21 protein-coding genes, 1 tRNA gene and 1 pseudogene are annotated in these 23,104 nt (G+C 63.7%); 12 read left to right on the top strand and 11 right to left on the bottom strand.

From position 1 onward, the window contains the following. Positions 1-17: 17 nt before the first annotated feature. From JOZ76_RS25770 to glmU, 3 genes are all read right to left on the bottom strand, one after another. A complete protein-coding gene (locus JOZ76_RS25770) occupies positions 18-251 on the bottom strand; it encodes a hypothetical protein (RefSeq protein WP_291703438.1) in 234 nt (77 codons plus the stop codon). A 120-nt stretch (positions 252-371) separates the two neighbouring features. Further along, entirely contained in the window at positions 372-1,250 is an 879-nt protein-coding gene (locus tag JOZ76_RS25775; RefSeq protein WP_291703440.1) for a dienelactone hydrolase family protein, read from the bottom strand. 122 nt (positions 1,251-1,372) lie between these two features. Then, positions 1,373-2,728, bottom strand: a complete 1,356-nt coding sequence (gene glmU / locus JOZ76_RS25780) for a bifunctional UDP-N-acetylglucosamine diphosphorylase/glucosamine-1-phosphate N-acetyltransferase GlmU (RefSeq protein ID WP_291703442.1) — start codon at positions 2,726-2,728, stop codon at positions 1,373-1,375. A gap of 130 nt (positions 2,729-2,858) precedes the next feature. On the opposite strand from glmU, the gene JOZ76_RS25785 reads away from it, so the two are divergent. Together JOZ76_RS25785 and JOZ76_RS25790 are read left to right on the top strand one after the other, a co-directional pair. Next, positions 2,859-4,214: a hypothetical protein gene (locus tag JOZ76_RS25785; RefSeq protein WP_291703443.1), complete on the top strand. Its 1,356-nt coding sequence runs from the start codon at positions 2,859-2,861 to the stop codon at positions 4,212-4,214. Between the two features lie 119 nt (positions 4,215-4,333). Then, positions 4,334-4,714, top strand: a complete 381-nt coding sequence (locus JOZ76_RS25790; RefSeq protein WP_291703444.1) for a hypothetical protein — start codon at positions 4,334-4,336, stop codon at positions 4,712-4,714. On the opposite strand, the gene JOZ76_RS25795 is transcribed toward JOZ76_RS25790, so the two are convergent. After that, complete coding sequence (locus JOZ76_RS25795; protein WP_291703445.1) at positions 4,674-6,296, bottom strand: glycoside hydrolase family 17 protein; 1,623 nt, start codon at positions 6,294-6,296, stop codon at positions 4,674-4,676. The genes JOZ76_RS25790 and JOZ76_RS25795 overlap by 41 nt on opposite strands. 258 nt (positions 6,297-6,554) lie before the next feature. On the opposite strand from JOZ76_RS25795, the gene JOZ76_RS25800 reads away from it, so the two are divergent. The 4 genes from JOZ76_RS25800 to JOZ76_RS25815 all read left to right on the top strand — a co-directional run bounded on the left by JOZ76_RS25800 (position 6,555) and on the right by JOZ76_RS25815 (position 11,027). Then, the gene (locus JOZ76_RS25800) at positions 6,555-7,133 is read left to right on the top strand and encodes a beta-1-3, beta-1-6-glucan biosynthesis protein (protein ID WP_291703446.1); all 579 of its coding nucleotides are present in this window, start codon (positions 6,555-6,557) and stop codon (positions 7,131-7,133) included. 370 nt (positions 7,134-7,503) lie between these two features. After that, entirely contained in the window at positions 7,504-10,191 is a 2,688-nt protein-coding gene (locus JOZ76_RS25805; protein ID WP_291703474.1) for a glycosyltransferase, read from the top strand. Between the two features lie 183 nt (positions 10,192-10,374). After that, positions 10,375-10,450: transfer RNA gene (locus JOZ76_RS25810), tRNA-Lys, on the top strand. A gap of 172 nt (positions 10,451-10,622) precedes the next feature. Further along, positions 10,623-11,027 (top strand): nuclear transport factor 2 family protein, encoded by a 405-nt coding sequence (locus tag JOZ76_RS25815; protein WP_291703447.1) that lies wholly within the window; start codon positions 10,623-10,625, stop codon positions 11,025-11,027. A 44-nt stretch (positions 11,028-11,071) separates the two neighbouring features. Here JOZ76_RS25815 and JOZ76_RS25820 read toward each other — a convergent pair whose 3' ends face one another. Next, positions 11,072-11,332, bottom strand: coding sequence for a hypothetical protein (locus JOZ76_RS25820; protein WP_291703448.1), 261 nt, complete (start codon positions 11,330-11,332; stop codon positions 11,072-11,074). Between the two features lie 283 nt (positions 11,333-11,615). Between JOZ76_RS25820 and JOZ76_RS25825 the strand changes: the two genes are divergently transcribed. Further along, entirely contained in the window at positions 11,616-12,029 is a 414-nt protein-coding gene (locus JOZ76_RS25825) for a flagellar basal body rod protein FlgC (RefSeq protein WP_291703449.1), read from the top strand. Between the two features lie 636 nt (positions 12,030-12,665). Here the strand turns inward: JOZ76_RS25825 and JOZ76_RS25830 are convergent. From JOZ76_RS25830 to JOZ76_RS25840, 3 genes and pseudogenes are all read right to left on the bottom strand, one after another. Continuing rightward, the gene (locus JOZ76_RS25830; RefSeq protein ID WP_291703451.1) at positions 12,666-13,079 is read right to left on the bottom strand and encodes a hypothetical protein; all 414 of its coding nucleotides are present in this window, start codon (positions 13,077-13,079) and stop codon (positions 12,666-12,668) included. A gap of 139 nt (positions 13,080-13,218) precedes the next feature. Then, positions 13,219-13,965: a CbiX/SirB N-terminal domain-containing protein gene (locus JOZ76_RS25835; RefSeq protein ID WP_291703452.1), complete on the bottom strand. Its 747-nt coding sequence runs from the start codon at positions 13,963-13,965 to the stop codon at positions 13,219-13,221. An 83-nt stretch (positions 13,966-14,048) separates the two neighbouring features. Continuing rightward, positions 14,049-14,330, bottom strand: a pseudogene (locus tag JOZ76_RS25840) (glycoside hydrolase family 3 N-terminal domain-containing protein); the annotation flags it as partial. 69 nt (positions 14,331-14,399) lie between these two features. Between JOZ76_RS25840 and JOZ76_RS25845 the strand changes: the two are divergent. The 3 genes from JOZ76_RS25845 (at position 14,400) to JOZ76_RS25855 (ending at position 15,674) form a co-directional block, all read left to right on the top strand. Beyond that, positions 14,400-14,717 carry an ATP-binding protein gene (locus tag JOZ76_RS25845; RefSeq protein ID WP_441300094.1) on the top strand — a complete coding sequence of 106 codons (318 nt, stop codon included), beginning with the start codon at positions 14,400-14,402 and terminating at the stop codon, positions 14,715-14,717. 90 nt (positions 14,718-14,807) lie between these two features. After that, the gene (locus JOZ76_RS25850; protein ID WP_291703453.1) at positions 14,808-15,101 is read left to right on the top strand and encodes a hypothetical protein; all 294 of its coding nucleotides are present in this window, start codon (positions 14,808-14,810) and stop codon (positions 15,099-15,101) included. A 315-nt stretch (positions 15,102-15,416) separates the two neighbouring features. After that, a complete protein-coding gene (locus tag JOZ76_RS25855) occupies positions 15,417-15,674 on the top strand; it encodes a hypothetical protein (RefSeq protein WP_291703454.1) in 258 nt (85 codons plus the stop codon). Between the two features lie 309 nt (positions 15,675-15,983). On the opposite strand, the gene JOZ76_RS25860 is transcribed toward JOZ76_RS25855, so the two are convergent. Beyond that, positions 15,984-16,232, bottom strand: a complete 249-nt coding sequence (locus JOZ76_RS25860; RefSeq protein WP_291703455.1) for a PilZ domain-containing protein — start codon at positions 16,230-16,232, stop codon at positions 15,984-15,986. Between the two features lie 221 nt (positions 16,233-16,453). Here JOZ76_RS25860 and JOZ76_RS25865 point away from each other — a divergent pair, with 221 nt between their 5' ends. Continuing rightward, complete coding sequence (locus JOZ76_RS25865; protein ID WP_291703456.1) at positions 16,454-17,311, top strand: VOC family protein; 858 nt, start codon at positions 16,454-16,456, stop codon at positions 17,309-17,311. Between the two features lie 47 nt (positions 17,312-17,358). Here the strand turns inward: JOZ76_RS25865 and JOZ76_RS25870 are convergent, their stop codons facing one another. Together JOZ76_RS25870 and JOZ76_RS25875 are read right to left on the bottom strand one after the other, a co-directional pair. Beyond that, positions 17,359-18,423, bottom strand: a complete 1,065-nt coding sequence (locus tag JOZ76_RS25870) for a 2Fe-2S iron-sulfur cluster-binding protein (protein WP_291703458.1) — start codon at positions 18,421-18,423, stop codon at positions 17,359-17,361. Continuing rightward, positions 18,423-20,447 carry an ethylbenzene dehydrogenase-related protein gene (locus tag JOZ76_RS25875; protein ID WP_291703460.1) on the bottom strand — a complete coding sequence of 675 codons (2,025 nt, stop codon included), beginning with the start codon at positions 20,445-20,447 and terminating at the stop codon, positions 18,423-18,425. The genes JOZ76_RS25870 and JOZ76_RS25875 overlap by 1 nt, the downstream gene beginning before the upstream one ends. Positions 20,448-21,342: 895 nt before the next feature. Between JOZ76_RS25875 and JOZ76_RS25880 the strand changes: the two genes are divergently transcribed. Next, positions 21,343-23,103 carry a type I secretion system permease/ATPase gene (locus JOZ76_RS25880; RefSeq protein ID WP_441300095.1) on the top strand — a complete coding sequence of 587 codons (1,761 nt, stop codon included), beginning with the start codon at positions 21,343-21,345 and terminating at the stop codon, positions 23,101-23,103. Position 23,104 lies beyond the last annotated feature (1 nt).

The raw sequence follows: 23,104 nt of genomic DNA on the forward strand, positions 1-23,104 counted from the left end.
CGCCCTTGCGATGAGTTTCATTGCGCCTTCAATGCTTTGATGAGCCAGACCGCGACGCCGGCGGCGCCGAGCACGACGGTCGCGCTCGCGAGCAACACCGACCCCGGGCCGGCGCCGGGGCCGGTCAGACCGAGCAAGGGGCTTGCCACGCTGAGCGCGAGATCGAGGTAGGCGAAGTAGGCGCCGACCGCGAGTCCGCGGTTATTCGGCGGAGCGCGGCGTATCGCTTCGACGCCGAAGCCGGGATACACCAGCGCGTAAGCGAAGCCGAGCCGCCGTCAGCCCTCGCCGGCATTCTCGCTGCTCGTCGATGCGCTGCGCTACCGGCGCAGATGACTGCCGGAGACGGGACGCGCGACCCTTCTGCCAGCCTAGTGGGACAGTTGTTCTGCAAGGAAATCTCGCATTGCCCGGACCGAACGCGTGGCGGCGTCTTCGTCGTATTTGAGCCAGTGCCCGAACATGATCCTGCCCTCGACGAGAGTCGGGACATTGAAGTCGTGGTACGCCCCGGGATAGATGATCAGGTCAACCGGCGCTCCCCGGCCGGCCCGCCGTTTCATGAAACGCTCGCAGTCACTCGCCGACGACCAGTCGTCAAGTTCGCCGATCATGATCAGCGTCGGAAGGCTGAGCTCATCGGTCGCGACGTTGCACTTGGGGTAGTAGGCCACGGCGGCCTTGAAGTTTAGATCTTCCGGGATGTCGTACACTCCCGCCCGAGGGATCGAATTTGTCGAGCCCAGCTGCAGCGCCACGAAGCCGCCCTGCGATGCTCCAACTACTGCGATACGTCTTGCGTCGACGAAGGGAAGCTTGGAAAGATAGGATAATGCTCCCAGGGCGTCGGCCTCACGATCAGGCATCTGCGGCGTACAGGCGTCTTTGATGCCGCGGGTCGAGAAGCTATCGGCGGCAAGTGACACGTAACCCCATCCGGTCAGGAGGTCAGCCATACGTGTTCGAGCCCCTCTGGACAGCCCACCGCAACCGTGCAGATACACGATCGCCGGGAATGGACCGTCTCCTTCCGGCTTCGACAGGTAACCCTCGATCGACACCGGCGCTTTTGGCGTTTCGCCGCGCTCCCGTGCCAAACGCTCCTGGATATGGCCGAGGCGATAGGGCGCGCTATTGAACGTAACCAATTCTTCCGCCGAGGCATCGCTCGGATAAAGCGCTCCGATGATCGCCGCCAGTGCGAGCCATCCAAGCTTGCTGAACGTCACCGTTAGCGGATCCGCCGTCATCGCCTGAGCCTCGCCACAAAAGAACGACACCAGCGCTTGCCAAATCTGGTTGCAGCGAGAGTACATCAAAATCGAAACGCGACAATCCAGACGTGCGCCACAATTTGCGCGCCGTCCGAGCCTCAGCCGTCCTTCTTCTTCCCGCGCGTCTTCAGCTCGCGATAGCGTGTGGCGCCGCCCTCGCGATTGTTCTGCGTGCTGCGCTCCACGGCCATCGCGTCCGCAGGCACGTCGCGCGTGATGACGGAGCCCGAGCCGATATAGGCGCCGTCGCCGATCTTGATCGGCGCGACCAGCGAGGAATTGGTGCCGACGAAGACGCCCTTGCCGATCGTGGTCTTGTGCTTGCCAAAGCCGTCGTAGTTGCAGGTGATGGTGCCAGCGCCGACATTGGTGTTCGGCCCGATCTCGGTGTCGCCGATATAGGAGAGATGGTTGACCTTGACGCCGGCTCCGAGCGTCGACGCTTTGGCCTCGACGAAATTGCCGATCTTGGCGCCATCGCCGAGCGAAGTCCCCGGCCTGATCCGCGCATAGGGGCCGACCTGGGCATTCCGGCCGATCGAACATTGCACAATATGGCAGAAGGAGTGGATGACGGCACCGTCGGCGATCGACACGCCGGGGCCGAACACCACGAACGGTTCGATCGTCACGTCCTGGCCGAATGTCGTATCGGCCGCGAGATAGACGGTGTCCGGCGCAATCAACGTCACGCCGGCATCGAGCGCGGCACGGCGCAGCCGCGCCTGCATGACGCTCTCGGCCTCAGCGAGCTGCGCCTTGGTGTTGATGCCGCGCACTTCGTCCTCGCCGGTCTCGATCACCACGGCCTCTCCTCCCTGCTGCCTGACAATGCCGACGGCATCGACCAGATAATATTCGCTCTTCGCATTGGCATTGCCGATGCGGTCCAGAATCTCGAGCGCCTTGCGGCCATCGAACGCCATCACGCCGGCATTGCACAGCGTGACCTTGCGCTCTTCCGCCGACGCGTCGGCATGTTCGCGGATCGACGTGAGCTGCCCGCCTTCGATCAGCAGGCGGCCGTAGCCGGTGGGATCCGCGGCGCGGAAACCAAGCACGGCCAGCGCCGCGCCGCCCTGCAAAGCTGCACGCATGCGGGCAAACGTCTCGGCGGAGATCAGCGGGGTGTCGCCGAACGCAACCACGAGTTCGTCGGCCCCTGCGGCGATGGCCTCGCGCGCCGCCAGTACGGCATGAGCGGTGCCGAGCCGCTCGCTCTGCGCGAAGATCTTTGCGTCTGGGCGCAGCCGCTTGATCTCGCCAACGACAGCCTCGTGGTGGGGCCCGATGACGACGGCCAGGTCCGCGCCCTCGCCTTGCGGCGCGGCGCTGAGTACATGCGCCAGCATCGACTGGCCGGCGATCTCATGCAGCACCTTCGGCCGGTTCGAGCGCATGCGTGTGCCCTCGCCGGCCGCGAGTACCACAGTCAGGCTGGAACGCGCGCTCATCTGCTCCTCACGACTCCACATCCGGCGCCGTCATAAAGCGTTTTCCGCGCCTGACAACCCACCCCGGATTCCAGTTCCGTACTCTTTTCCTGTTAAACTTCTCCAATGATTCGGAGGGGTTGGGGCTCGCATGGCTAGGGAAGCCGACCATTTGGCCGGGACCGTCGGCAAGAATAAAGCCGGCGGCATGCTGTCCCGCCTTCTGGCCGACGAAAACGAGTTCGACCGGCGGGCCTTGTGGCGGCTCGGATCATGGGCGACGGCCGCCGTCGGCACTGTAATTGTGGCGATGCTGGCGAACCAGTCCTCGATCGGGCTGCGGCGCGAGCAGACGGCCGCGGCCGATCTGGCGCGCGAGGCCCGCGAACTGCAGTCGCTGACCCGCGAAAGCCAGGGCGAGACGCGCCGGCTTGCCTCCGCCGTAGACACGCTGAATTCCGACCGCGACCGGCTGTATTCGCGGGTTACCGTGCTGGAGCAGGGGTTGGAGACCGTCACCGGCGCGCTGGCACGGCAGAACGCGGCCAATACCCCGGTCGCACCGCCAGTTGCCGCGCCGAAGGGCACGGCCGCATCGGTGAACGCGCCGGTCGATCCGCCTGCTGCGACCGCGACGCCGCTGGCGCAAGCCGCCGCCTCCCCACCGCCGACTGTCGCGCCGGTCGCAACAACCGCGGCCGCCCTGACGGAACGGCCAAAGCCCGAGAAGTCGGAGAAATCCGAGACGCCTGCACCGATGTCGGCGCAAGCCTCCGTTGCCACGCCGCACCAAGACCAGGCTTTCACGCCGGCTGCATCGTCAGTGCCGAAAATCGCCTCCACCGCGCCGGCACCGAGCGCGCCTGCGGCTGCTCCCGTCAGTTCGCTCTTGCCGCCAAAATCGCTGATGGCGCCGCCCGATCCGGCAGCCTCCAAGCTGGAACCGGCCAAGGACACCGCGAAGCCGCCCGCCAACGCACCGCCCCCGGCATCGCCCGAGACGGCCGCCGCGCAGCCCTCAACCGGCGACAAGGATGCCGCGCCGGACAGCGTCTCCACCAAGGTGGAGCGAACGGAATTTGCGGTCGATCTCGGCAGCGCCAACTCTGTCGGTGGATTGCGGGCGCTCTGGCGCGGGCTCGTCAAGTCGAATACGGATCTCGCTGCACTCAAGCCGATCATCGTCGTCAAGGAGCGCAGCAACGGCCTCGGCATGCAGCTTCGGCTCGCCGCGGGGCCGCTGACGGATGCCGCGGCCGCAGCAAAAATCTGCGCGGCGCTCTCAGAAGGCGAGCGGGCCTGCGAGACCACCCTGTTCGACGGTCAGCGGCTTGCGCTTGGGAACGAGGACACGGACAAGTCGCCCGTCTTGGCGCCGGCCCAGAAAGCAGTGCCCGCCTCGCGCGGCAGGCACAGCGTGCAGAAACATTCGCGGCACGACGATCCGCCGCCGCCACCGCCCACGCCGGAGCCGTCGACGCTGTCCTCCTTCTTCGGCCGGAAGTGACCCGAAAAGCGACGCTTTGACAAGGTGTTGGATCGGACTCCTGAGATCCGTTCCAGCGTGAGGTCGAACGCGGCGCTTTGCGGTTGTCTCTGCCCCCGTTCCCGATCATAGTCGAACGCATGAAGAAAATTCCGTTCCGCCTCACGCCCTACCAGGTGCAATGGCTCCTGGTGGTCGGCTTCATAACCGTCGGCTACGCGCTCTATCTGCGTTACTTCGCCATCGAGTTCTCCACCACCGCGCTGGCCTGCGACGCCGGCCTGCAGACGTTGATCTGCAAGGCGAGGACGGTTGCCACAGCCCTATTCAAGAATTCTGTGTTCGGCATCACCGCGCTCGTGATCGCGACCCTGCATGTCATCAGGCCCTCGATCGTGCTCCTGACGGGCGGGCTGATCGCGGCCGGGCTCGGGATCGTGCTCTACAACATCGTGCTGTCGGGGCTGGCGATCGGGCTGCTCATTTTGGGATTTGCTCGGCCCGCGCCCGCCACAGCGTGACGGCAAACAGCGCGTAGACAGCACAGGTCCACAGCGACTGCCAGTTCTGCGGTCCCTCGTTGAGGCCGATATAGAGCGCGGACAGCGCCAGAAGCCCGGCGAAGGCGATCTCCGCAATCGGGCGAATGCCCTTTTGCGGGCGGTTGAGTAGCAAGGTGGCGAACGGCACCACCGCCATGGTCAGCGACGCATAGGGAAAATCACGATAGCGCGGATCGAACACGAAGCCGAGCGCGGTCTCCGCGCCGATCAGCGTGGTCACCAAGAGCGAAGCGCCCAGGAAATAGGCAAGCGCCGACTTGCTCCTGCCATCGCGCGGACCGAGCAACTCCAGGAACGTCGGCAAGCTGCGCCCCGCCATCAGCGCGTTGGCGCTAAGAATCGGCGCCGCAAGTCCCGCCGCCAGCAACGCTCCCCATTGCAGCCACCCGCCGATACCGTAGCTCTCATAGAACATCTTGTCGGCGGCGACGCCGAACAGGATTCCCGATGTCGCAGCCGAGATCGCGACCGCGATCCATGCCGATGGCCGCGGCGTCCAGGGCCTGCGGCGCAGGGTCAAAAACGCCGCGAGGAAAGGAAGCGTGCTCAAGATCATGCCGCCGCCCATCTGCCATTTCCACAGCGGAAAGTTGCTGATGGGCTCGCCCGGCGGGTATTTGAGCGCGCGGTGTGCGGCGTCGATGAATCCCCAATAGCCGCCGACGGTGCCCTCGAGCTGGCGCTTCCAGGGCTGGTCATAGGCCTCGATCAGGTTGACGCGAAATCCTTCCTGCTTTGCCATGCTGAGGATTTCCGACACCACGCGGGCCTGGTTGGTGCGGGACGGCAATGCGCCGTCGCGCATCCGCCCTTCGCTCGGCCAGCCGGTTTCGCCGATCAGGATTTCCTTGCCTGGAAAAGCCACGGCCATGCGCTGGCGAATTGCGTTGACGTGGGTGGCGGCGAATTTTGCCCGGATCGGAAAATCCTCCCAGTAGGGAAGAATGTGAATCGTGACGAAATCGACCGCGTCGTAGATCTCCCGGTTCCTCAGCCAGTATTCCCAGACATCCGCATAGGTCACCGGCACGCTCACCTGCGATTTCACGGAGCGGATGATCGCGGCGAGGTCCGATGTCGTCATCTCGCCGCGAAGCAGGACTTCGTTGCCGACCACGAGCGCGGTGACGACGCCGGGAAACTCCTTGGCGAGGCGGACGGCGATCGCGACCTGCGCGAGGTTCTTCAAGCGGTTGCTGCCGAGCCAGATGCCCTGAATGACCTTGAGCCCGACCTTTGCGGCAACCGCCGGCACCTGGTCCAGCCCGTTCTCGATCGAATAGGTCCGCACGCAGTCGGTGATCTTGGCAAGCTGGGTCAGGTCCTCCTCGATCTGGCTGGCCGGAATGTGCGTGGTGGGATCGAGCGGGCTTTGGGAGCCGCGGAACGGCGCATAGGAGACACACTGCAATTTGGCATCGGGATCGATCGGCGCGCGCGCAAGCACGATCGGCGTGGCCAGCCACCACCACACGGCAGCAATCACACCCAACGATATGACCAGCAGCGCCAGTGGTGTGCGAAGCGAAATCAGTTTCATCCTCCACGCGGGGCTCGTCGATTACCCGGTCGGCGCGCATCTGCCAAGGGCGGCCTGACCGGTTCTCCGCGTTGATCGGCCGCAGGCTTACCTCTGCGGCGATAAAGTTGTGACTTTGCTGGACAAAATATGAAATTCCGGTCATGGGATTGCGGGGCTTTGAAGCCGGCCGCTCGGCCGCATTGGAGACCCATTCTATCGGCATCACCAAACCGTTCATGGCTGGGCGGCGGTTAAAGCAATACAATCGGGGAATTCATGCGTCGGGTGCTTCAACGAGAGATCACGGTTTTGCGCCATCTCGCCGTCCCCGCATTGCTCCTGTTGCTTGCCACGAGCAGCGCGTTTGCCCAGAGCGGTAACCAGGACCAGGGCAAGCCGCCAGCCAACAATGCGGCCGATGCCGCCAAGGAGAATCAGCGCAAGACCGACCAGTTCGCCGAGGCGGCCCAGGCCATCAATGGGCCAGCCGGCAATCCCGAATGCGTCTGGCTCGGGCGGCGCGTGGTGCAGCTGATCTGGGTGGATGACCTCGACACCGCGTTTCGCCATGTCGATCTCTATGATCGCTTCGGCTGCCCGGGTGGGCACATCCAGGCCGCCTTCCGCTGCCTGACCCGTTTCGGCGCACAGATCGACGACAAGGTGCCGAACAGCCTGCGGGACCACGTCCACATGTGCTGGATCAACCCGGCGGCCCAGCCTCCCCAACCATCCCCGACACCGGCTGCAGCCGCCGCCTCGCCGACGCCGGCAGCCGCGCCAGCATCGCCGGCGCCGTCGCCCAGCGCGACGCCGCAAGGCACCGCCCCTCCCTCACCGGCTCCAGCCAAGTAGAGGTTTTCGGAGGCCTCGCCATTCTGATCCGACTGGGTCGCAGTTACGGCGAGGTGACGCAACGCTCGCAGAATTTTCGCGCGTTGCATGAGGTGTGCCGCCAAAACGCCACGTCGCCAGTTGTGAAATGGTGCAGCAGGATTATCCTTAAGGTGACGTTCAGGTTGGCGGCCTTAAACGTTGCGCGCAACTCGTTCCGATATCGTGCGTTCAATCTGAAAGCCGCACGAAATCATAGGCTTACCGGCGCCCTCGACTTTCCGAAGTTGGTCAGAAGGGTGGCTTGCCAGAACGTTGGGACTTCGGAAGGCGAACGCTTGGGGACAGGTTCGCTTTCTCAAAATCCAGGCCCCGAATGGTCTTTATTTCGATGCGCGCTATCGTCGCCGTCATCCTGCTTGTGAGCGCCACCCACGCCGCGATCTGGGGTCTTTTGCAGGACAAGCAGCAGGCCCCCGATTTCAACGGCACGCTCCCGAGCGTGTCCTACACGCCGTTCGAGCCCGGTCATGTCGTCGACAAGACGGTCGATCCCGACAAGATTCGCGCCGACCTGAAAAAACTCTCGACCATCACCCGGGCGATCCGCGGCTACTCCGCGATGGAAGGCAACGAGTTGGTGCCGCCGATTGCGGCCGAGTTCGGACTCAAGGTGACGGTGGGCGCCTGGATCGACAAGGATGAAGAGCGCAATCAGCGGGAGATCGACGCAGCCATCAACCTCGCCCGGCACAACAGCAATGTGACTGGCATCGTGGTCGGCAACGAAACGATTTTGACTGGCCTTCAACGACCCGACGAGCTGATTGACAAGATCAAGAAGGTCAAGAAATCCGTCAACGTTCCCGTGACGACGGGCGACGTGTGGAACACCTGGCGGGACAATCCCGAGCTCGCCTCCAATGTCGACTTCATCGCAGCTCACATCCTGCCCTACTGGGAGAACTACTCCGACAAGCAGGCCGTCGACCAGGCGATGTATCTGTACGGCCTGCTTCGCGAAAAATTTCCCGGCAAGCGCATCGTAATCGCCGAGTTCGGCTGGCCGAGTGCCGGCTACAACAAGCTCAACGCCAATCCCGGCCGGTTCGAGCAGGCCACCGTGCTGCGGAACTTCGTGACCCGGGCGGAAGCCATCGGCGCCGAATACAACATCGTTGAAGGCATCGATCGGCCCTGGAAGACGTTTGAAGGCGGCGTCGGCCCGTATTGGGGCATCCTCAACAATGCCGGCAAAGCAAAGTTTTCGTGGGCCGGCCCGGTCGTCGACCCGAACTACTGGAAGCTTGCGACCATCGCGCTGCTGGTCGGCATATTACTGTCGCTACCGATCCTGCGGCTGTTCGAGCCGACCGTGATGCAGGCGCTGCTGCTGTCGGCCACGGCCAATGCCGTCGGGGCCTGGGCCGCCACGGTGTTCGCCTATTGGGACGGCCACTACTTCGTGTTTGGCTCGGCCTTTGCGCTGACGCTCGGCCTGATCCTCCTGGTTCCCCTGGTCCTCATCGCGATGGCACGGGTCGAAGAAATTGCCGCAGTCGCCTTCGGCCGTGCGCCGCGCCGCCTGCTGACCAAGGCCACGGCGGCGGCCAATGCGCCCTGCCCCAAAGTCTCGATCCACATCCCGGCCTATTTCGAACCGCCGGACATGCTGAAGCAGACGCTGGACGCACTGGCGCGCCTCGACTACCCGAATTACGAATGCGTCGTCATCATCAACAACACGCCCGATCCGGCGTTCTGGCAGCCGATCCAGGATCACTGCCGCATGCTTGGCGAGCGCTTCAAGTTCATCAATGCCGAGAAGGTGAAGGGTTTTAAGGCCGGCGCGCTGAAAATCGCGATGGATCGCACGGCCGCCGATGCCGAGATCATCGGCATCATCGACGCCGACTATGTCGTCGACCCCGACTGGCTGAAGGATCTGGTGCCGGCATTCGCCGATCCGCGCGTCGGCCTGGTGCAGGCACCGCAGGACCATCGCGACGAGAACCGCTCGCTGATGCACTACATCATGAACGGCGAATATGCCGGGTTCTTCGATATCGGCATGGTCCAGCGCAACGAGGAGAATGCCATCATCGTGCACGGCACGATGTGCCTGATCCGGCGTGCGGCAATGGAGATGGCGGGCGGCTGGGCCGGCGACACCATCTGCGAGGACACCGATCTCGGCCTTGCCATCATCGAGCAGGGCTGGCTCACGCATTACACCAATCACCGCTACGGCAAGGGCCTGTTGCCCGACACCTATGAGGCGTTCAAGAAGCAGCGCCATCGCTGGGCCTATGGCGGCTTCCAGATCGTCAAGAAACACTGGCGGCGGTTCTTGCCCGGCGCGAGCCGGCTCACGCCCGATCAGAAGCGCGAGTTCTCGCTGGGCTGGCTGAACTGGCTTGGCGCCGAAAGTCTCGGCGTCGTGGTGGCCCTGCTCAATCTGGTCTGGGTTCCCATCGTCGCCTTTGCCGGCATCGCCATCCCCGACAAGATCCTGACACTGCCGATCATCGCGGCGTTTCTGGTCTCACTCGGGCATTTTCTGATCATGTACCGGCTGCGGGTGCCGGTGAAGACCGGCCAGATGCTGGGGGCGATGATCGCGGCGATGTCGGTGCAGTGGACGGTGTCGCGCGCCGTCGCCCAAGGCCTGATCACCGAACATCTCCCCTTCGCGCGCACCTCCAAGGGCGGCCTGTCCCGGATGTCGATCGAGTTCCAGGCCTTCTGGGAGGCCGTCATCGGCGTGCTGCTGCTGGTCGGGGCGGGCGTGCTGGTTGCGACCAACGCGACGGTGCAGGTTCGGGAAGTCTATATTTTTGCGGGCGTGCTGGTGCTCGAAAGCCTGCCCTTCCTGGCGGCGGTCGCGATCGCGATCCTGGAGAGCTCGCGGATCAACGCCTTCGAGTTCTGGAAGAACAGCGCCGTGCGCACCGCCGAACTGATCGGCTTGCGGCCGGTGAGCCTGCCCGGCATGACCGCCCCCTCGCAGCTCAGCATACCAGGGGTGACGGCGCCGCCCCAGCCGGTGGCGAGCGAGGTCCATCGCGAACCGAGCTGACGAGGGCGCGGTCGCGAATGGCCCCAGCCCGCCAATAGCCGGCCAATGGGCCATTTTGAGCGGAATTGTGGGGGGCGCCCAAAACTGCGCCGCCTCACCTATTGACCGGAAAAGGCCGGCCCCCTACACAGCGCGGGCCGGAGACCGCGAGGTCCGAAAAGGCCCCCTGTCTGTCGTTCAAGGGAGCGCGTAGCTCAGCCGGTAGAGCACATGACTTTTAATCATGGGGTCGAGGGTTCGAGCCCCTCCGCGCTCACCACATCCCAACCAATGCTCAATCCGAGAAGGCGAAGTGTCAGCCTTCAAGATCAACGTGAAATCGCAATCACCCGAGATGCCTCGCTGGCGTTGTGATCGGAGCGCGCCTCCACTACTCTCGACTGCACCGCGTGATCCGTGCAGGTGCCGGGTCGATGCAAGGGAGCAGGAGGATGTCGATCAGCGAAGCCTATGTTCGAGACCTGTTCAAACACCTCGAAGACGGCGATGGAGCCGCATTCTTCGACCGCGTCGACGACAACGTCGATTGGACCGTCGAAGGCTCCCACCCGCTGGCCGGCCATTATCGTTCCAAAGCGGATTTCATTGCAGGCACGTTCGCCAAGCTCGCCAAGGTGCTGCCACGGGGCGCGCAGCTCGTGGTGCAGAACCTCCTGGTCAAGGACGACTGGGCGGTGGTCGAGCTGCGTTCGCTCGCGACCGCGAGGAACGGATTTCGCTTCGACAATCACTATTGCTGGCTCGTGCACTTCAACGGCGAGTTCATTGACCGCGTCCGCGCCTATCTGGACTCGGCCATGGTGGTACGGCTGTTTGCCGAGAATCCGATCGACTGATGCCGATCACGCTTGGGATGGCGCAGTGGCCGGACGACAGCGCCTCAGGCGGTTCCGGCCTTCGTCAGATGCTCCAGCATGCTGTTACACGCCGTCTCGGCATCGGCGAATTTATCGAAGGGCGAGCCGGCGATCCTGATCGCGCTCCTGTTCTGATAGAGCGGACGCCATGACGCGATGAAGCCGGGGCGCCCGTGCAGACCCGGACCGGCGCGGCTCGCATGGCTGATCACGAAGGAAAAGCCGTCGCTGCTGGCGCTCCAGATCTCCATCTCTTCCAGGGCGTGGTGAAATTGCAGAGGCATCCGGCAATCCTATACTGTTCGAGACGTGTGCGCTTGCCCTCGCTGCGATAATGTTACGCAAATAGCTTAAAACGCAGCATCTGTCGCTAACTTGCGCAAATATGCAGCGCTCCTTGTCCCATCTTGAGCGATGGAGTCCGCCTCCGATGCGATCGCGGCCGTAGCGTCGGAGATGGTAAACGCCAGCTCGCCGAAATCGCTCGAATGCCGGGTTCGACCTTGAGCCTTGCTTACGCGTTGCCTGCGCTACTGGCGGCTGAAAAATCTAGTCTGCGAGCATCCCATGAGCACCATCTCGGCGATTGCGCTGTCCGGCATGAACGCGGCGGTCCGGCGCCTCGAAGTCTCCGCCAGTAATGTGGCGAATGCCGAGAGCACCGGCGCGCTGCCTTCGGCCAACGGCACGGTGCCGGCTGACGTGCCGCAGGCCTATGCGCCGCTCCGGCTCATCGCGGCCGAGAGCCCTGGCGGCCCTGGCGTTCAGACCAGCGTCTCGACTGTCGCGCCGCCCACTGTCGCGATCTCCGATCCGCAGGCTCCCTTCGCCAATCCGGATGGCGAGGTCGCCGCGCCCAATGTCGATATCTCCCGGGAGATGATCGAGCAGGTGATCGCGAGCTACAGTTTTGCCGCGAACGCCGCCGTCATGAAGGCCGACGACGGCATGGCCAAGACGCTGATCGACACAATGGCGTGAATCGGCAGGCGACCGTTCGGCATGGTCTCAGGCGCGGGTGGCATCGGCGCGAACAAGGCCATGGCGCGCCGGCGGATCAAAGCCGATCCTCAATCCTCCCAGATGATCTCGCCGCATTTGCATTGAAACAGCCGCACCGTCCGCCCCTTGCTTGTGTCGAGGATGGAGACGACGAGACCCGGTGCGGACGCACATGATGGACAGAAAATGATGCCCTCTTTCTGGACTCTGCGATCTGAATGGCGTTCGGAATCGGCGCGATCCATCGGTCACCCCACACACTCACCCTAACGTCTAAGTTACAAAGTGGACACTTGTTCCCCCAATTACCTAAGTTAAGGCCGATCGTGATCCGGAGCGGCATCCTCAGTAAATCCGCGAGAAGATCAACTGCACGGTTGATCTGGAGGTGACTGCGATTGCATGAAGCCGAATGGGGATCTTGAAAGAATGGGAGCCCGGCTGATTCGCTGTCGGTTCGTGCAGGCGATTTGCGAATCAGGTCACCTGGCCGGCGCATTCATTGACGGATCTCTGCCGGAGGGCACGAGCAAAGATTCCCGCGTGGCCTATGTCCGGTTCGCTTTAGAGGAGTCGGGGACCATTTTGACACGAATGTCAGGAACGCCGCGCCGGTCAGCGCGCTCGAAGGCGCTGCGGGGGTCTCGGCAGTTTAGTTTTTGCGTGTCTCTTCGCCCTCGGCGACGCCGCAGGCGGCGGCAGCTCTTCGCTGAGAATCAGTGTCGCCTCGAACGCCATTCCCGGCGCAGCGTCGGTCGTTCCCGAGCAACTGGCGATCTTGCCGTTGGACGTGCCCGCGAGCTTCAGTTCCATCTCGTCGATGCCGGGTCCGAAGACCGTGGCATGACCTGCCGAGTGCCGCCTGGTCGTGACCGTTGCGGTCCATCTGTCGCCGTCGACTTCGTAACACCCGCTATAGCTGATGATGCTGTCGCCGCCCCAGAGCCTGCCATTGGCGAAGTGGACGATGCCGGCGCCCTCGCGGAGCGACGTCTTGAAACACGCGGCATATGTCCCATCCCTGAGCATGGAAAATTGTAGACGCGGTAAGGCTAAGACTCGGTAAAAAACGGAACGGCCCGTGATGCTACGGCACGGCTGCGTATGAAACGAGCGGCGCTGCCGACAAGCTGATTCGTGCGCCGGCTGATCACACGCGATAGGCCGCTCAGGCCGGATGGGCGGCGATCGCCCGTTCGACCGCGCGCACGACGAGTTCCTCGATTCCCGCCATGCTGCCGACCACACCGGCATAGGCAACGGCGCTTCGCGCAAGTTCCGCGATCAGTCTTGGCGCATCGCGCGCGCCGTGCAGTCCCTCGCCGGAGAACAGCCCGACCACGACGATCGGCCCTACAACGCCGTTCGCAGCTTCAGGAAGAAAGGGATGCTCCTCGAGCAGTGCGATCCGCACATCCCCGAAGGTGCTCCGGCTTTGGATCCCATGCGCGACCCATTCGGCGGCCTCGCGCGAGGCCGCATTTCGGCGGGAGCCGTGGGCCAGCAGGATGATCGTGCTGGCGTCGGGCGCAAAGCCATGATCGCGGCAGGCCTCGCCTGCCCTGGCCATGACGAAGTCCGGCATGCCCTGATCGAGGCCGAGCGGCGTCAGCAGTGCGAGCTCACGGTTTTGCCTGTTGCCCTCGTCGAGCAATTGCACCAGCCGATCCCGCGAAAAATACCCGCTCGAGGCGAACAGAGGATAGACGATGATCCGCCGAGATGTCAGGGCGCGAAGCGCCTCGGCGATCGAAGGGGTTCCGCTGATGAAGCCGACGCCGACCTCGGCCGCGAGTCCGCGATCGGACAGCGCCCGCGCGACCCGCCGCGCGTTCTCGTTCTCCGCGCCCGGCGTCCGCTCGCCATGGGCCGCAACCAATACCGCCACCTGCGCCGGTCGCTTGCGCGCGTTCAATGCCTGGTCCCGCCAATGAAGATCCGATGCGGCCCATGGTAGACGGTGCGCAGCCGCGGCGCCAGCAGTCCGCTCCAGCCATCTCACATCGAAGCTGCAGGCACCTCGCCGGCCGCCAGCATCAGCCACTCTTCGCTCGCCCTGAGCATCTTGAGATCGAGCCTCCCGCGGCGATAAGCGTCCAGCGCACAGTCGAAGACGCGATAGAACTGCGCGCGGTCATAGGCGACCAGCAACAGATCGGCGCCGGCATTCAGGGCCTCGACGACCGCGGCGCAGACATTCCCGCCATAGATCGCGCCCATCACCAGATCGTCGGTAATGACCACGCCCTGAAAACTCCATTTGCCGCGGATGAGGCCATCGCTCGCCAGAAGGACGCCGTTTCCAGATCCGCGCAATGCGACCAGATAGGGCGCGATCCAGCCGTCGGAATGTCCGCGGAGAAGACCCTGATCGTGTTCTCGAAGCTCGCCGACAACGCGCTCCACCATCATGCGAAGACGTTGCGGCTGTCGGTCGTCCGCGAGAACGCGGGCGTGCTCATCGAGGTCAGCAACGATGGCGACCCGATCTCCGAGCAGAACCGGGACCGGATCTTCGATGCGTTCTTCACCACCCGCCGCGACAGCGGAGGCACCGGCATGGGCCTTGCGATCGCGCGCTCCGTCATGACGAGCCGCGGCGGCTTCATCGCGCTGCGGCCCGCTATGGATCGAGTTACCTTCGAACTCGGATTACCACCCGGCTGATGTCGCTCTCGGGCGGCCTCGTCGGCCTTGCTCGGAAAAGTCGCGAATCACGGGCCATCCGGCTACACTGGCGAGCTTCGGGAGAGCGAGATGGTTGCTGACAGTGACAGCAGAATCGCCTGGCATCGCGCGCAGGTCAGACGGCACCGCGAAACCTTGCGGCGCATCGAGACCGCCAAGTTTACCGTCAGCGAAAACTCGGATTCGCGCGCGGTCGCGCAAGCACAAAAGACCGTTGCCGAATTGAAGGACAAGATCAGGCAATCCGAACAGGTCATCGCCGTTCACGACCGCCAGGCCCGACGTCCACTCGCGACCGACCTGCGAAGCCTCTCCAACATCCATTGGAGCGACTGGAATTCACAGGGCACAGGACCGCGCTGACTTGCGCCGGCGCTCTATTTGAGCGCGTTCAGAGCGCGCGTAATGGCCGAGACGGATTGCGGCTGAGACGGCGGAGCAGATCGCGGTGGCGCACCGGACTGTGGCGGTGGGGCGATCTGACGTTTCTTGTCCACGGGAGCTACGGCGGCAAGCGTCCGCTTCGGACGAACACGTGGCGCTGCGCGCACGACTGTCGCGGTCGTATCCTGGACAGGCGATGCGGCCACGGCCATTTGGGGCTGCACCGGTGCCACCGGCGCGCTCGCTGCGGTCTGCTCCGGCTGTTGTGCGGCCGCTTTCTCGGGAACTTGATCCTTGGCGGACGGATCGGCGGATGGCGCCGGAACATTCACCGAGACCGGACCGCGCTGCATCTCGATGATCGCCCGGCAATCCCAGGGAAAGACCACCTCCCCGCTCGCCGTCAGGCCGATGGGCATGCAGCTGCCCTGGCTTTTCGCACTTGGCTCTTCGGCACGCGCATCAGACAGCGACATTGCCGAGAGCACTACAACCAAAGCCGCCAACTTCATCGCGATTAACAACAGCTACACGGTACCAATCGACCGTTGATCGACAACAAATCCCGACCATTCAATTATGTCAGCGCCAAGGCTTTCATCGGCAAAACGAAAACTCTGATCAGATTTGGCGCGGCGCAGTGCTCGTCTCACGCGAGACCGAACGCGGCGATCGAAAAGCGCGAGCTGGAACGACGCGCCGCAACGATGCGACGATCGTGTCAGCGACTGGCGTCGAAAGGACTGTTGTGCGGACTTGCGTGCGTGCATCCAGACGTGCGCATCTTCGATCCGCACGGCGAATGCGGATCGAAGCGGAGCTGAATGCTTCCACTCCGATGGTGTGGACGGATCGGCCAGATTAGAACGCCAACCCCATTCGCATTGCGCGTCTCCAGACCACCCGACAATGCTTCCGTGTCGTGCCGTACAGCAGTTCGAAACGGTTGGGGAGATCGAGATATTTGGTGAGCTGAATGCAGGCGCCGCCGGGCGAGTAGTCGACAAGAATGCAGTCGATGGCAGGCGCCTTCGGACCGACGAAGATCTTGGCCGCGCCCGCAATCCTGCCTCCCGGACGAATCCGCTCATAGAGACGCTTGTGTTGCATCGTTGAAATCTTCGTTCTCTCGATGGGCCACATTTCTGCACCCGATTTAGCTCAAAAACCCTCAAATGCTGTTTTCCGGGGTGACCGGATTTGATCGAACCGGTTTGCTCGTCTTTAACCTTTTGATGCTGATCCGCTTCCTCGCTTGCCGGTTGCGAGGAGCCGGTCGATCGCGCATAGTTGCGCCCGCAAGACGGGCTTGGGGTGAAGGAATCCGACGCGTGGCGCTAAATAACGTCATTGGTATCGATCATGCCGTGGTCGCGGTCGGCGATCTCGACAAGGCGGCGGCGACCTGGAAGGCCCTGGGCTTCACAGTGTCGCCGCGCGGCACCCACAGCGCTCACATGGGATCGGGCAACTACACGATCATGCTCGACCCCGATTATCTCGAGCTGCTCGGTGTGCTCGTGCCGACCGAGCACAATGCGCCGACCCGCGACTTTCTCGACGGGCGCGGCGAAGGCATCGAACGCATCGCATTCACGGCGATCGATTCGGGCGGGGGTGCCGACGAGATTCGTGCACGCGGCTACCCGCCGATCGGACCGATCGATTTCGAGAGGCCGGTGACGATGCCCGACGGCAGGCAGTCGGCTGCGAAGTTCGCCGTATTCCAGTGGCCGGTCGACGAGGCGCCCGGCGGCGTACGCCTCTTTGCCTGTCAGCACAAGACGCGAGAGACGGTCTGGATACCCGAGCTGATGACGCACGCGAACGGCGCAAGGCGGCTGAGGCGGGTGCTGATCGTAACGCCGGATCCGAACCATGATGCCGCGCATCTTTGCCGGATGATCGATCGCGACGCCCACAGCGAGAGCGACGGCGCGATCGCCGTTCCCTCCGGCTCGGATCGCGCCGACTTCGTTTTCCTGAGCAAGGATCAACTCAGGCATCGTTATCCCGGCGTTTCGCTTGCGGGCCTGCCCGAGCGGGGCGGCGCTGGCCTGGTCATCGCCTCAGGCGATCTCGACGCAACTGGACGGATTCTGGGAGCTGCCGGTACGCGCAGCGGCACCAGCTTGTGCGTGCCGCCGTCCGGAGCCAACGGCACCTTGCTCGCATTCGTCCCGATGTGAGCGAGCCAAGCCCGTCTCGCCCGCCGGCCGCCACGCCCCAATCAGCATCAGAGCGACAGGCGGGACCCCGCGCCGGCCTGCGCCGGCTGCAGCATCCCGTTGCCGCGCGAGCTGTCCAGCCAGCCGGTCAGCTTCGACATCAGGCCGGCACCCGAGGAGTGGCCACCATGCGAGACAAACGGATCGGTGTAGCATCGCGCGCCAGCCGCCTTGGCGAGCTTGGCGATGGCCTCCGTCATGGCCGGGGCACCTGCGGTGTAAACCACATCGTTCGGTGTCAGCTCCGGCATATATTCGGTCGGTCGCCCGGTGCGGATCGCCGGTGACACCGCGCCCTTCAGATCGGACACGATCGGAATGATCTTGACCCTCGGGAAGCGGGCAAGCCGGCACAGCGCCGCATGCATGTAGAACGCCTGCAGCGTCCGCGCGGTCACGATGAACACGAGCTCGCGCTGCGGCCATTCCTTGATCGCGCCGGTCACGACCGACCACATCGGCGCAAAGCCGGTGCCGCTGGCGACGACCACGATCCGCCCGCGGTGCTTCGGGCGGAAGAAGGCGCTGCCAAACGGGCCGGTCAGCTTGACGCGGTGACCGACGCGGATCTCGCGGCCGAGCGCCGTCGAGATCAGACCGCCGGGAACCTGCCGCAGATGGTAGTGAAACAGCCGGTCCTTGGGCGCCCCCTGCAATGGATAGGTCGGGCTGTAGCAACGCTCCGGATAACCGCGGAACTGCACCTTGGTGTACTGGCCCGGCAGGTAGCGCAGCTTCTTCTGCAACTGCAGATCGACCGCAAAAATGTCCGGCGCCAGGCGACGCATATCGACCACTTCCGCGTTCACCATTACGGTTTCGGGAACCGGTTCGACCATCACCTTCATGTCCGACACGACGCGTGCCCGACAGGCATAGATCAAGCCGCTGTCGCCGTCATAGCCGCCGAACACCTTGCCGTCATCGAGACGGATGCGGCAGCTGCCGCAAACGCCGCTGCGACAGTCGTGAGGCAAATCGATCCCGTTCGCGAGCGCGGCGTCAAGGAGCAGGTCCCCGCACTTGGCGTGGAAGCTTTCCTTGTTCACCGTGACCTTGCAGGTTTTTGCCATTATTCCACCTCAACGCGAATTGGTCGGACGTGCCGCGTATGTCTGACCTGAACGTGATCGAATACGGACACGCGCATGTAGATTCCGCTCTTGAACGGAATGTCGTATTTGCTGTGCGTGTCGAGGCGACGCGCAACCTCGAGCGCCCAGTGACCGGCAGCCCAGCGGGCGGCACAGCGAACGTCGGCGCGATCACCGGTGTAGTCGCCGGCAATGATCACTCCCGGGATGACCGTGCCGATCGGAATCGCCTGGTCCGCCTCAGCCGAGTAAGGCACCGATTCCGCTTCACTCATGAACCAGCGTGCCCCATCGCTCTCGCCGACGTTCGGATCGAGCGAGATGTCTCCCATCGCCTTGGTCATCGCGGCGACGTCCTTGGGCAGACGACGAGGCGTGACATTGCGATTGCCGTCGGTGTCGATGTCGACGACGAAATTGTCGGAGTAGTTCGCGGTTCCCGGATCGGGTTCGAACCCGCCCTTGTAGGGAACGAGGTTGCGCGCCTGCTGTGGCGTCGGCGGCAGCGGCGGACCGAAATGGTCGTCGTCCAGCCACCCCGTCGGGCCGCCACTGGTGGCCTTCCATTGCCAGACGTCGGCATAGATGCCCGCCTCCGGCGTGTAGTGCAGTCCGCGGCCCGTCTTGGTCGTGGGAGCGTCGGAGACCGCCTCCGGACTCGCATGAAATGTGCGGTCGCCGGCGAGCGTGACATCGAGCGTGGTGAACAACACCGAGAACTTGTCCTCGTTGTAGTCGTGCTCGTCCCCGTTCCAGTAGCCATTCTGCAGCAGGTGCCAGCCGTTGCGCTCCTTCACCATTGGCAGCTGCTTCAGAGAACGGGTCGGATCTTCCCAGGTGAACAGGAAGTAGGCCCACTCGCCGTCATGCGCTGCTCTGATTTCGACCCGGGAATCGCCCTTGCCGTCGAGATTGCCGCCCTGATTGGTCAGAACGGAAATCGGCTCGATGTTGCGCCACACGCGGTCCGACGTGTCGCCGTCGAGTACCGGCGCATCCGCCGCGTCGATCCGGTGAATCACAAGAGTGTCGGAGCTGAGCCAGTCGCTGGCAAACATCAGCGACGCGCCGGTGATCGCCACGGCCGCGGCCACCACAAGCGGATTGGCCTGGAACGTCGGATTGCGTCGCTTCGCCGGTGCACGTCGCGCCTGCGGCCGAGCGCTTCCGCTCTTCCAGGGCGCCTCGTCGCCCTCGTCGTTGCGATCGCCGCCCTTCCACGGCGGGTCCTGGCGGTCGGGCAGCGGCAGCCGACCGAAAGTCGGTTCATACGCGGGAGCGACATTTGCGGCTTGCAGCGGCGCTGCGGGAGCCGGCTGCAGCGGCACCTGGATCGGCATCGCCCGCATTGGCGGGGCCGGCCTGGCGGCGGGTGGCTTGGCGGCCGGCTCAGGCTCGGAACCCAGCCGTTCCGATTGCTCGACCAGCATGGTGAGCAGCTCGACCGCATCCAGCCGCGGCGGCGGCGCTGGCAGTTTGTCCGGACGGAATACCCGCATCAGCTGCGTCGAGCCGCCGATCGCAAAGTGGTTGAGGACGTGGAGGCCGATGAAACCCACGATGGTCCAGGTCCCGTACCAGTGCACCTGCCGGATAAAGTGATTTGGAAACACACCGAGATACAACAGGCTGCCGGTCACGATCATCGCGATCATGGACAGAAAGAAAGTCCACATCAGGATCGCGCCGAACGCACCCAATCGCTGCGTGCGCTTGCCAAGAAGACCGCGCAGGCGGTTCTTGTCGAGCTGCACGCGCCGGCTGAGGCCCGAACGCGCCAGGTAGACGGTATAGGCGATCATCGCCGCAACCTGCACGACGGCAGACTGCATGTGTGGCACCCAGACGTGAGTGCTCGGGAGGAACGAATCCAGCTCATTCACCCAGAGATGGTAAGGTCCCTCGGTGGCAATCCGTAGTCCAGTGAACGTTGCGACGCCGATCGCGGCGACCAGCAGCCAGTGCAGGATAATGGTTCCATAGTCGGTCTTGCGGATCTTCACCGACGGCCCCCCGAGTTCGAGAGGTCGGAACTCGAGATGTCACGCCGCAATTGCCCCCCGCGGCCGGAATGCACGACCTTCGACTGCCCCACTGACTCGCGTTGCGGAATTTTCCGCGTGATGTTGTTCTTGGTACGCAAATGACCTGATCCCCAGGATGATCCCTCGCCGACCGACGAGCGGAAGACCTCTCTTGTGAGAAAGCGGTTAGCTCCGTTGGATGCCTCACCCGGCTCGCCCATGCACGGGTTTGCAGCATCCGGCTCCCAATCCGACGCAAGCTTGATCTGCCGGCGACGAACAGTTCTTGCAGTTCTCCCCTGGAATTTAGGTCCTTGTTTGGGAAAAAGCGGGAACTGTTGCGGTGGTCATTTGGTCATCACCTCGCTGTTACGAAAAACTGATTGATCGCTTTTGGGTGCGATGCGTGAAACATTATTTAGCTTCGTGGCGTCATTCGGCCCACACCTAGGCCAACGCGGGCAGAAGCCAAGGTCATAGCCGGACAAAACTGTGACGACCGCGCCGCTTCATCGCGTGTCGCTAATATTAAGTATCGAGCACATCATCGCTATTCGCAGTCGCCAAGTTGCGCCGATACCTGCGCAAGCAACTAGTTCCGACCGGAACACAGCACCGTCGCGAGCGCCACACATTCGCGGTTTGGATGCGTGATGCAGCGAGAAAAACCGTCGTTGTCTAAATCTCGCCGGAAAATGGTCTGCATCGGCTGTCATGCAGGTTCGGTTGGTCAACAAGTTGGGGGAGGCGCGAGGGGATGAGCGTCCGTCAGGATCGTCCGCGAGAAGCGTTCTCGGTCGGGCCCGAGAGATCGCTTGATAACACACCGGACCATGATCCCGTCGGCGACGGACTACGTCAAGCCGCGCGCAGGATGGTGGGCATCGGCGTTTTCAGCGGCGTCATCAACATCATGATGCTGTCCGGCTCGGTCTACATGATGCAGGTCTACGACCGCGTCATTCCGAGCCGCAACCTCGCGACCCTGTTCGGCCTGACGCTAATGGTGCTGCTGGCCTATCTGATTCAGGGCTATTTCGATGCGCTGCGTGCACGCATGCTCTGTCGCGTCGCCACAATCTTCGACGCCGGACTTCAACATTCGATCCACAACGCGCTCGCCACATTGCCGCTGCGCGGCGCGAAACCGATGCTGATGCAGCAGCCGCTGCGCGATCTGGACCAGCTGCGCGGCTTCATGTCGAGCATGGGACCGACTGCGTTCCTCGACATGCCCTGGATACCGATCTTCCTGATCGGACTGTTCCTGTTCCATCCATTGATCGGCCTCACCGCACTCGCCGGCATGATCGCAATTGTGGCGGTGACCTTGGCGATCGAGCGCTTGTCACGCGGTTCGGTGAAGACCGCGACCGAGACCATGGCAATGCGTCAGGTGATTGCGGACGCCACACAGCGCAACGCCGAAGTGCTCCGCGCGCTCGGCATGATGGATCGGTTCTCCCAGCGTTGGCAGCAGGTCAATGAGCGCTATCTGCGCGAAAACCTGCGCGCCACCGATCTGACCTCCAATCTCGGATCGGGCGCAAAGGTGCTGCGCTTCGTGCTGCAATCGGGAATGCTTGGGATGGGCGCCTATCTCGTCGTCTCGGAACAGGCGTCGGGCGGCGTGATGATGGCCTCATCTATCCTGATGGGCCGCGCGCTCGCACCCGTCGAGGTCGCGCTCTCGAGCTGGAAACAGCTTGTCGCCGCCCGTCAGGGAATCGCGCGCCTGCGCGATATCTGCAGGGCCACCGCCAAGCCGCCGGCACCGCCGATCGCGCTGCCGCGTCCCTATCGCGAGCTCTCGGTGCAAGAGCTCTCGGTCGTTGCGCCGGGGACCAACCGCCCGATCGTGTCCAACATCTCGTTCGCGCTCAAGGCCGGCACGGGGCTCGCACTGCTCGGCGCCAGTGCCTCGGGCAAGACGTCGCTCTCGAAAGCCCTGGTGGGTATCTGGCCGGCGCAGCATGGCGTCGTGCGGCTCGATGGCGCCGCGCTCGACCAGTGGCCGAACCAGGAACTCGGACGCCATATCGGCTATTTGCCGCAGGATGTCGCCCTGTTCGATGGCACGGTGGCCGAGAACATTGCACGCTTCGACCAGGACGCGACCTCCGACTCCATTCTGAAGGCCGCGCGCATCGCCGGCGTCCATGACCTCATTCTGCGTCTGCCCGAGGGCTATTCGACGCGCATCGGCCAGGGCGGCATGTCGCTCTCCGCGGGCCAGCGACAGCGGGTTGGCCTTGCGCGCGCGATCTTCGGCGATCCGTTCCTCGTCGTGCTCGACGAGCCCAATGCCAACCTCGATGCCGACGGCGAGAATGCACTCAGTCAGGCGATCGCGATGATGCGCAAGAATCAGAGCATCGTCGTCGTCATCTCGCACCGGCCGAGCGCGCTCGCGGCGCTGAACATGGCAATGGTGCTCTATGACGGCAAGGCGATCGCATTCGGCACGACGCAGGAGGTGTTTGCGCGTGTTGCCGGCCAGAAACTGCAGGCCCCGCCTGCGCAACAGGCCGTCGCTGGACCTAATCCGAACAACAACGGCAATAACAACAACAGCAACAGGCCCCCGAACAACAATAGGCCGCCACGCCGCGCTGCGCTCGCAGAGAAGGTTTAAC

Origin of the sequence: Bradyrhizobium sp., assembly GCF_019244115.1 — a bacterium.
Classification (GTDB): domain Bacteria; phylum Pseudomonadota; class Alphaproteobacteria; order Rhizobiales; family Xanthobacteraceae; genus Bradyrhizobium.

Excerpts from the sequence above, each read along its gene's own strand:
- JOZ76_RS25775 (WP_291703440.1), bottom strand. The coding sequence starts at position 1,250 with ATGACGGCGGATCCGCTAACGGTGACGTTCAGCAAGCTTGGATGGCTC.
- glmU (WP_291703442.1), bottom strand. The coding sequence starts at position 2,728 with ATGAGCGCGCGTTCCAGCCTGACTGTGGTACTCGCGGCCGGCGAGGGC.
- JOZ76_RS25785 (WP_291703443.1), top strand. The coding sequence starts at position 2,859 with ATGGCTAGGGAAGCCGACCATTTGGCCGGGACCGTCGGCAAGAATAAA.
- JOZ76_RS25790 (WP_291703444.1), top strand. The coding sequence starts at position 4,334 with ATGAAGAAAATTCCGTTCCGCCTCACGCCCTACCAGGTGCAATGGCTC.
- JOZ76_RS25795 (WP_291703445.1), bottom strand. The coding sequence starts at position 6,296 with ATGAAACTGATTTCGCTTCGCACACCACTGGCGCTGCTGGTCATATCG.
- JOZ76_RS25800 (WP_291703446.1), top strand. The coding sequence starts at position 6,555 with ATGCGTCGGGTGCTTCAACGAGAGATCACGGTTTTGCGCCATCTCGCC.
- JOZ76_RS25805 (WP_291703474.1), top strand. The coding sequence starts at position 7,504 with ATGCGCGCTATCGTCGCCGTCATCCTGCTTGTGAGCGCCACCCACGCC.
- JOZ76_RS25815 (WP_291703447.1), top strand. The coding sequence starts at position 10,623 with ATGTCGATCAGCGAAGCCTATGTTCGAGACCTGTTCAAACACCTCGAA.
- JOZ76_RS25820 (WP_291703448.1), bottom strand. The coding sequence starts at position 11,332 with ATGCCTCTGCAATTTCACCACGCCCTGGAAGAGATGGAGATCTGGAGC.
- JOZ76_RS25825 (WP_291703449.1), top strand. The coding sequence starts at position 11,616 with ATGAGCACCATCTCGGCGATTGCGCTGTCCGGCATGAACGCGGCGGTC.
- JOZ76_RS25830 (WP_291703451.1), bottom strand. The coding sequence starts at position 13,079 with ATGCTCAGGGATGGGACATATGCCGCGTGTTTCAAGACGTCGCTCCGC.
- JOZ76_RS25845 (WP_441300094.1), top strand. The coding sequence starts at position 14,400 with ATGTCCGCGGAGAAGACCCTGATCGTGTTCTCGAAGCTCGCCGACAAC.
- JOZ76_RS25850 (WP_291703453.1), top strand. The coding sequence starts at position 14,808 with ATGGTTGCTGACAGTGACAGCAGAATCGCCTGGCATCGCGCGCAGGTC.
- JOZ76_RS25860 (WP_291703455.1), bottom strand. The coding sequence starts at position 16,232 with ATGCAACACAAGCGTCTCTATGAGCGGATTCGTCCGGGAGGCAGGATT.
- JOZ76_RS25870 (WP_291703458.1), bottom strand. The coding sequence starts at position 18,423 with ATGGCAAAAACCTGCAAGGTCACGGTGAACAAGGAAAGCTTCCACGCC.
- JOZ76_RS25880 (WP_441300095.1), top strand. The coding sequence starts at position 21,343 with ATGGTGGGCATCGGCGTTTTCAGCGGCGTCATCAACATCATGATGCTG.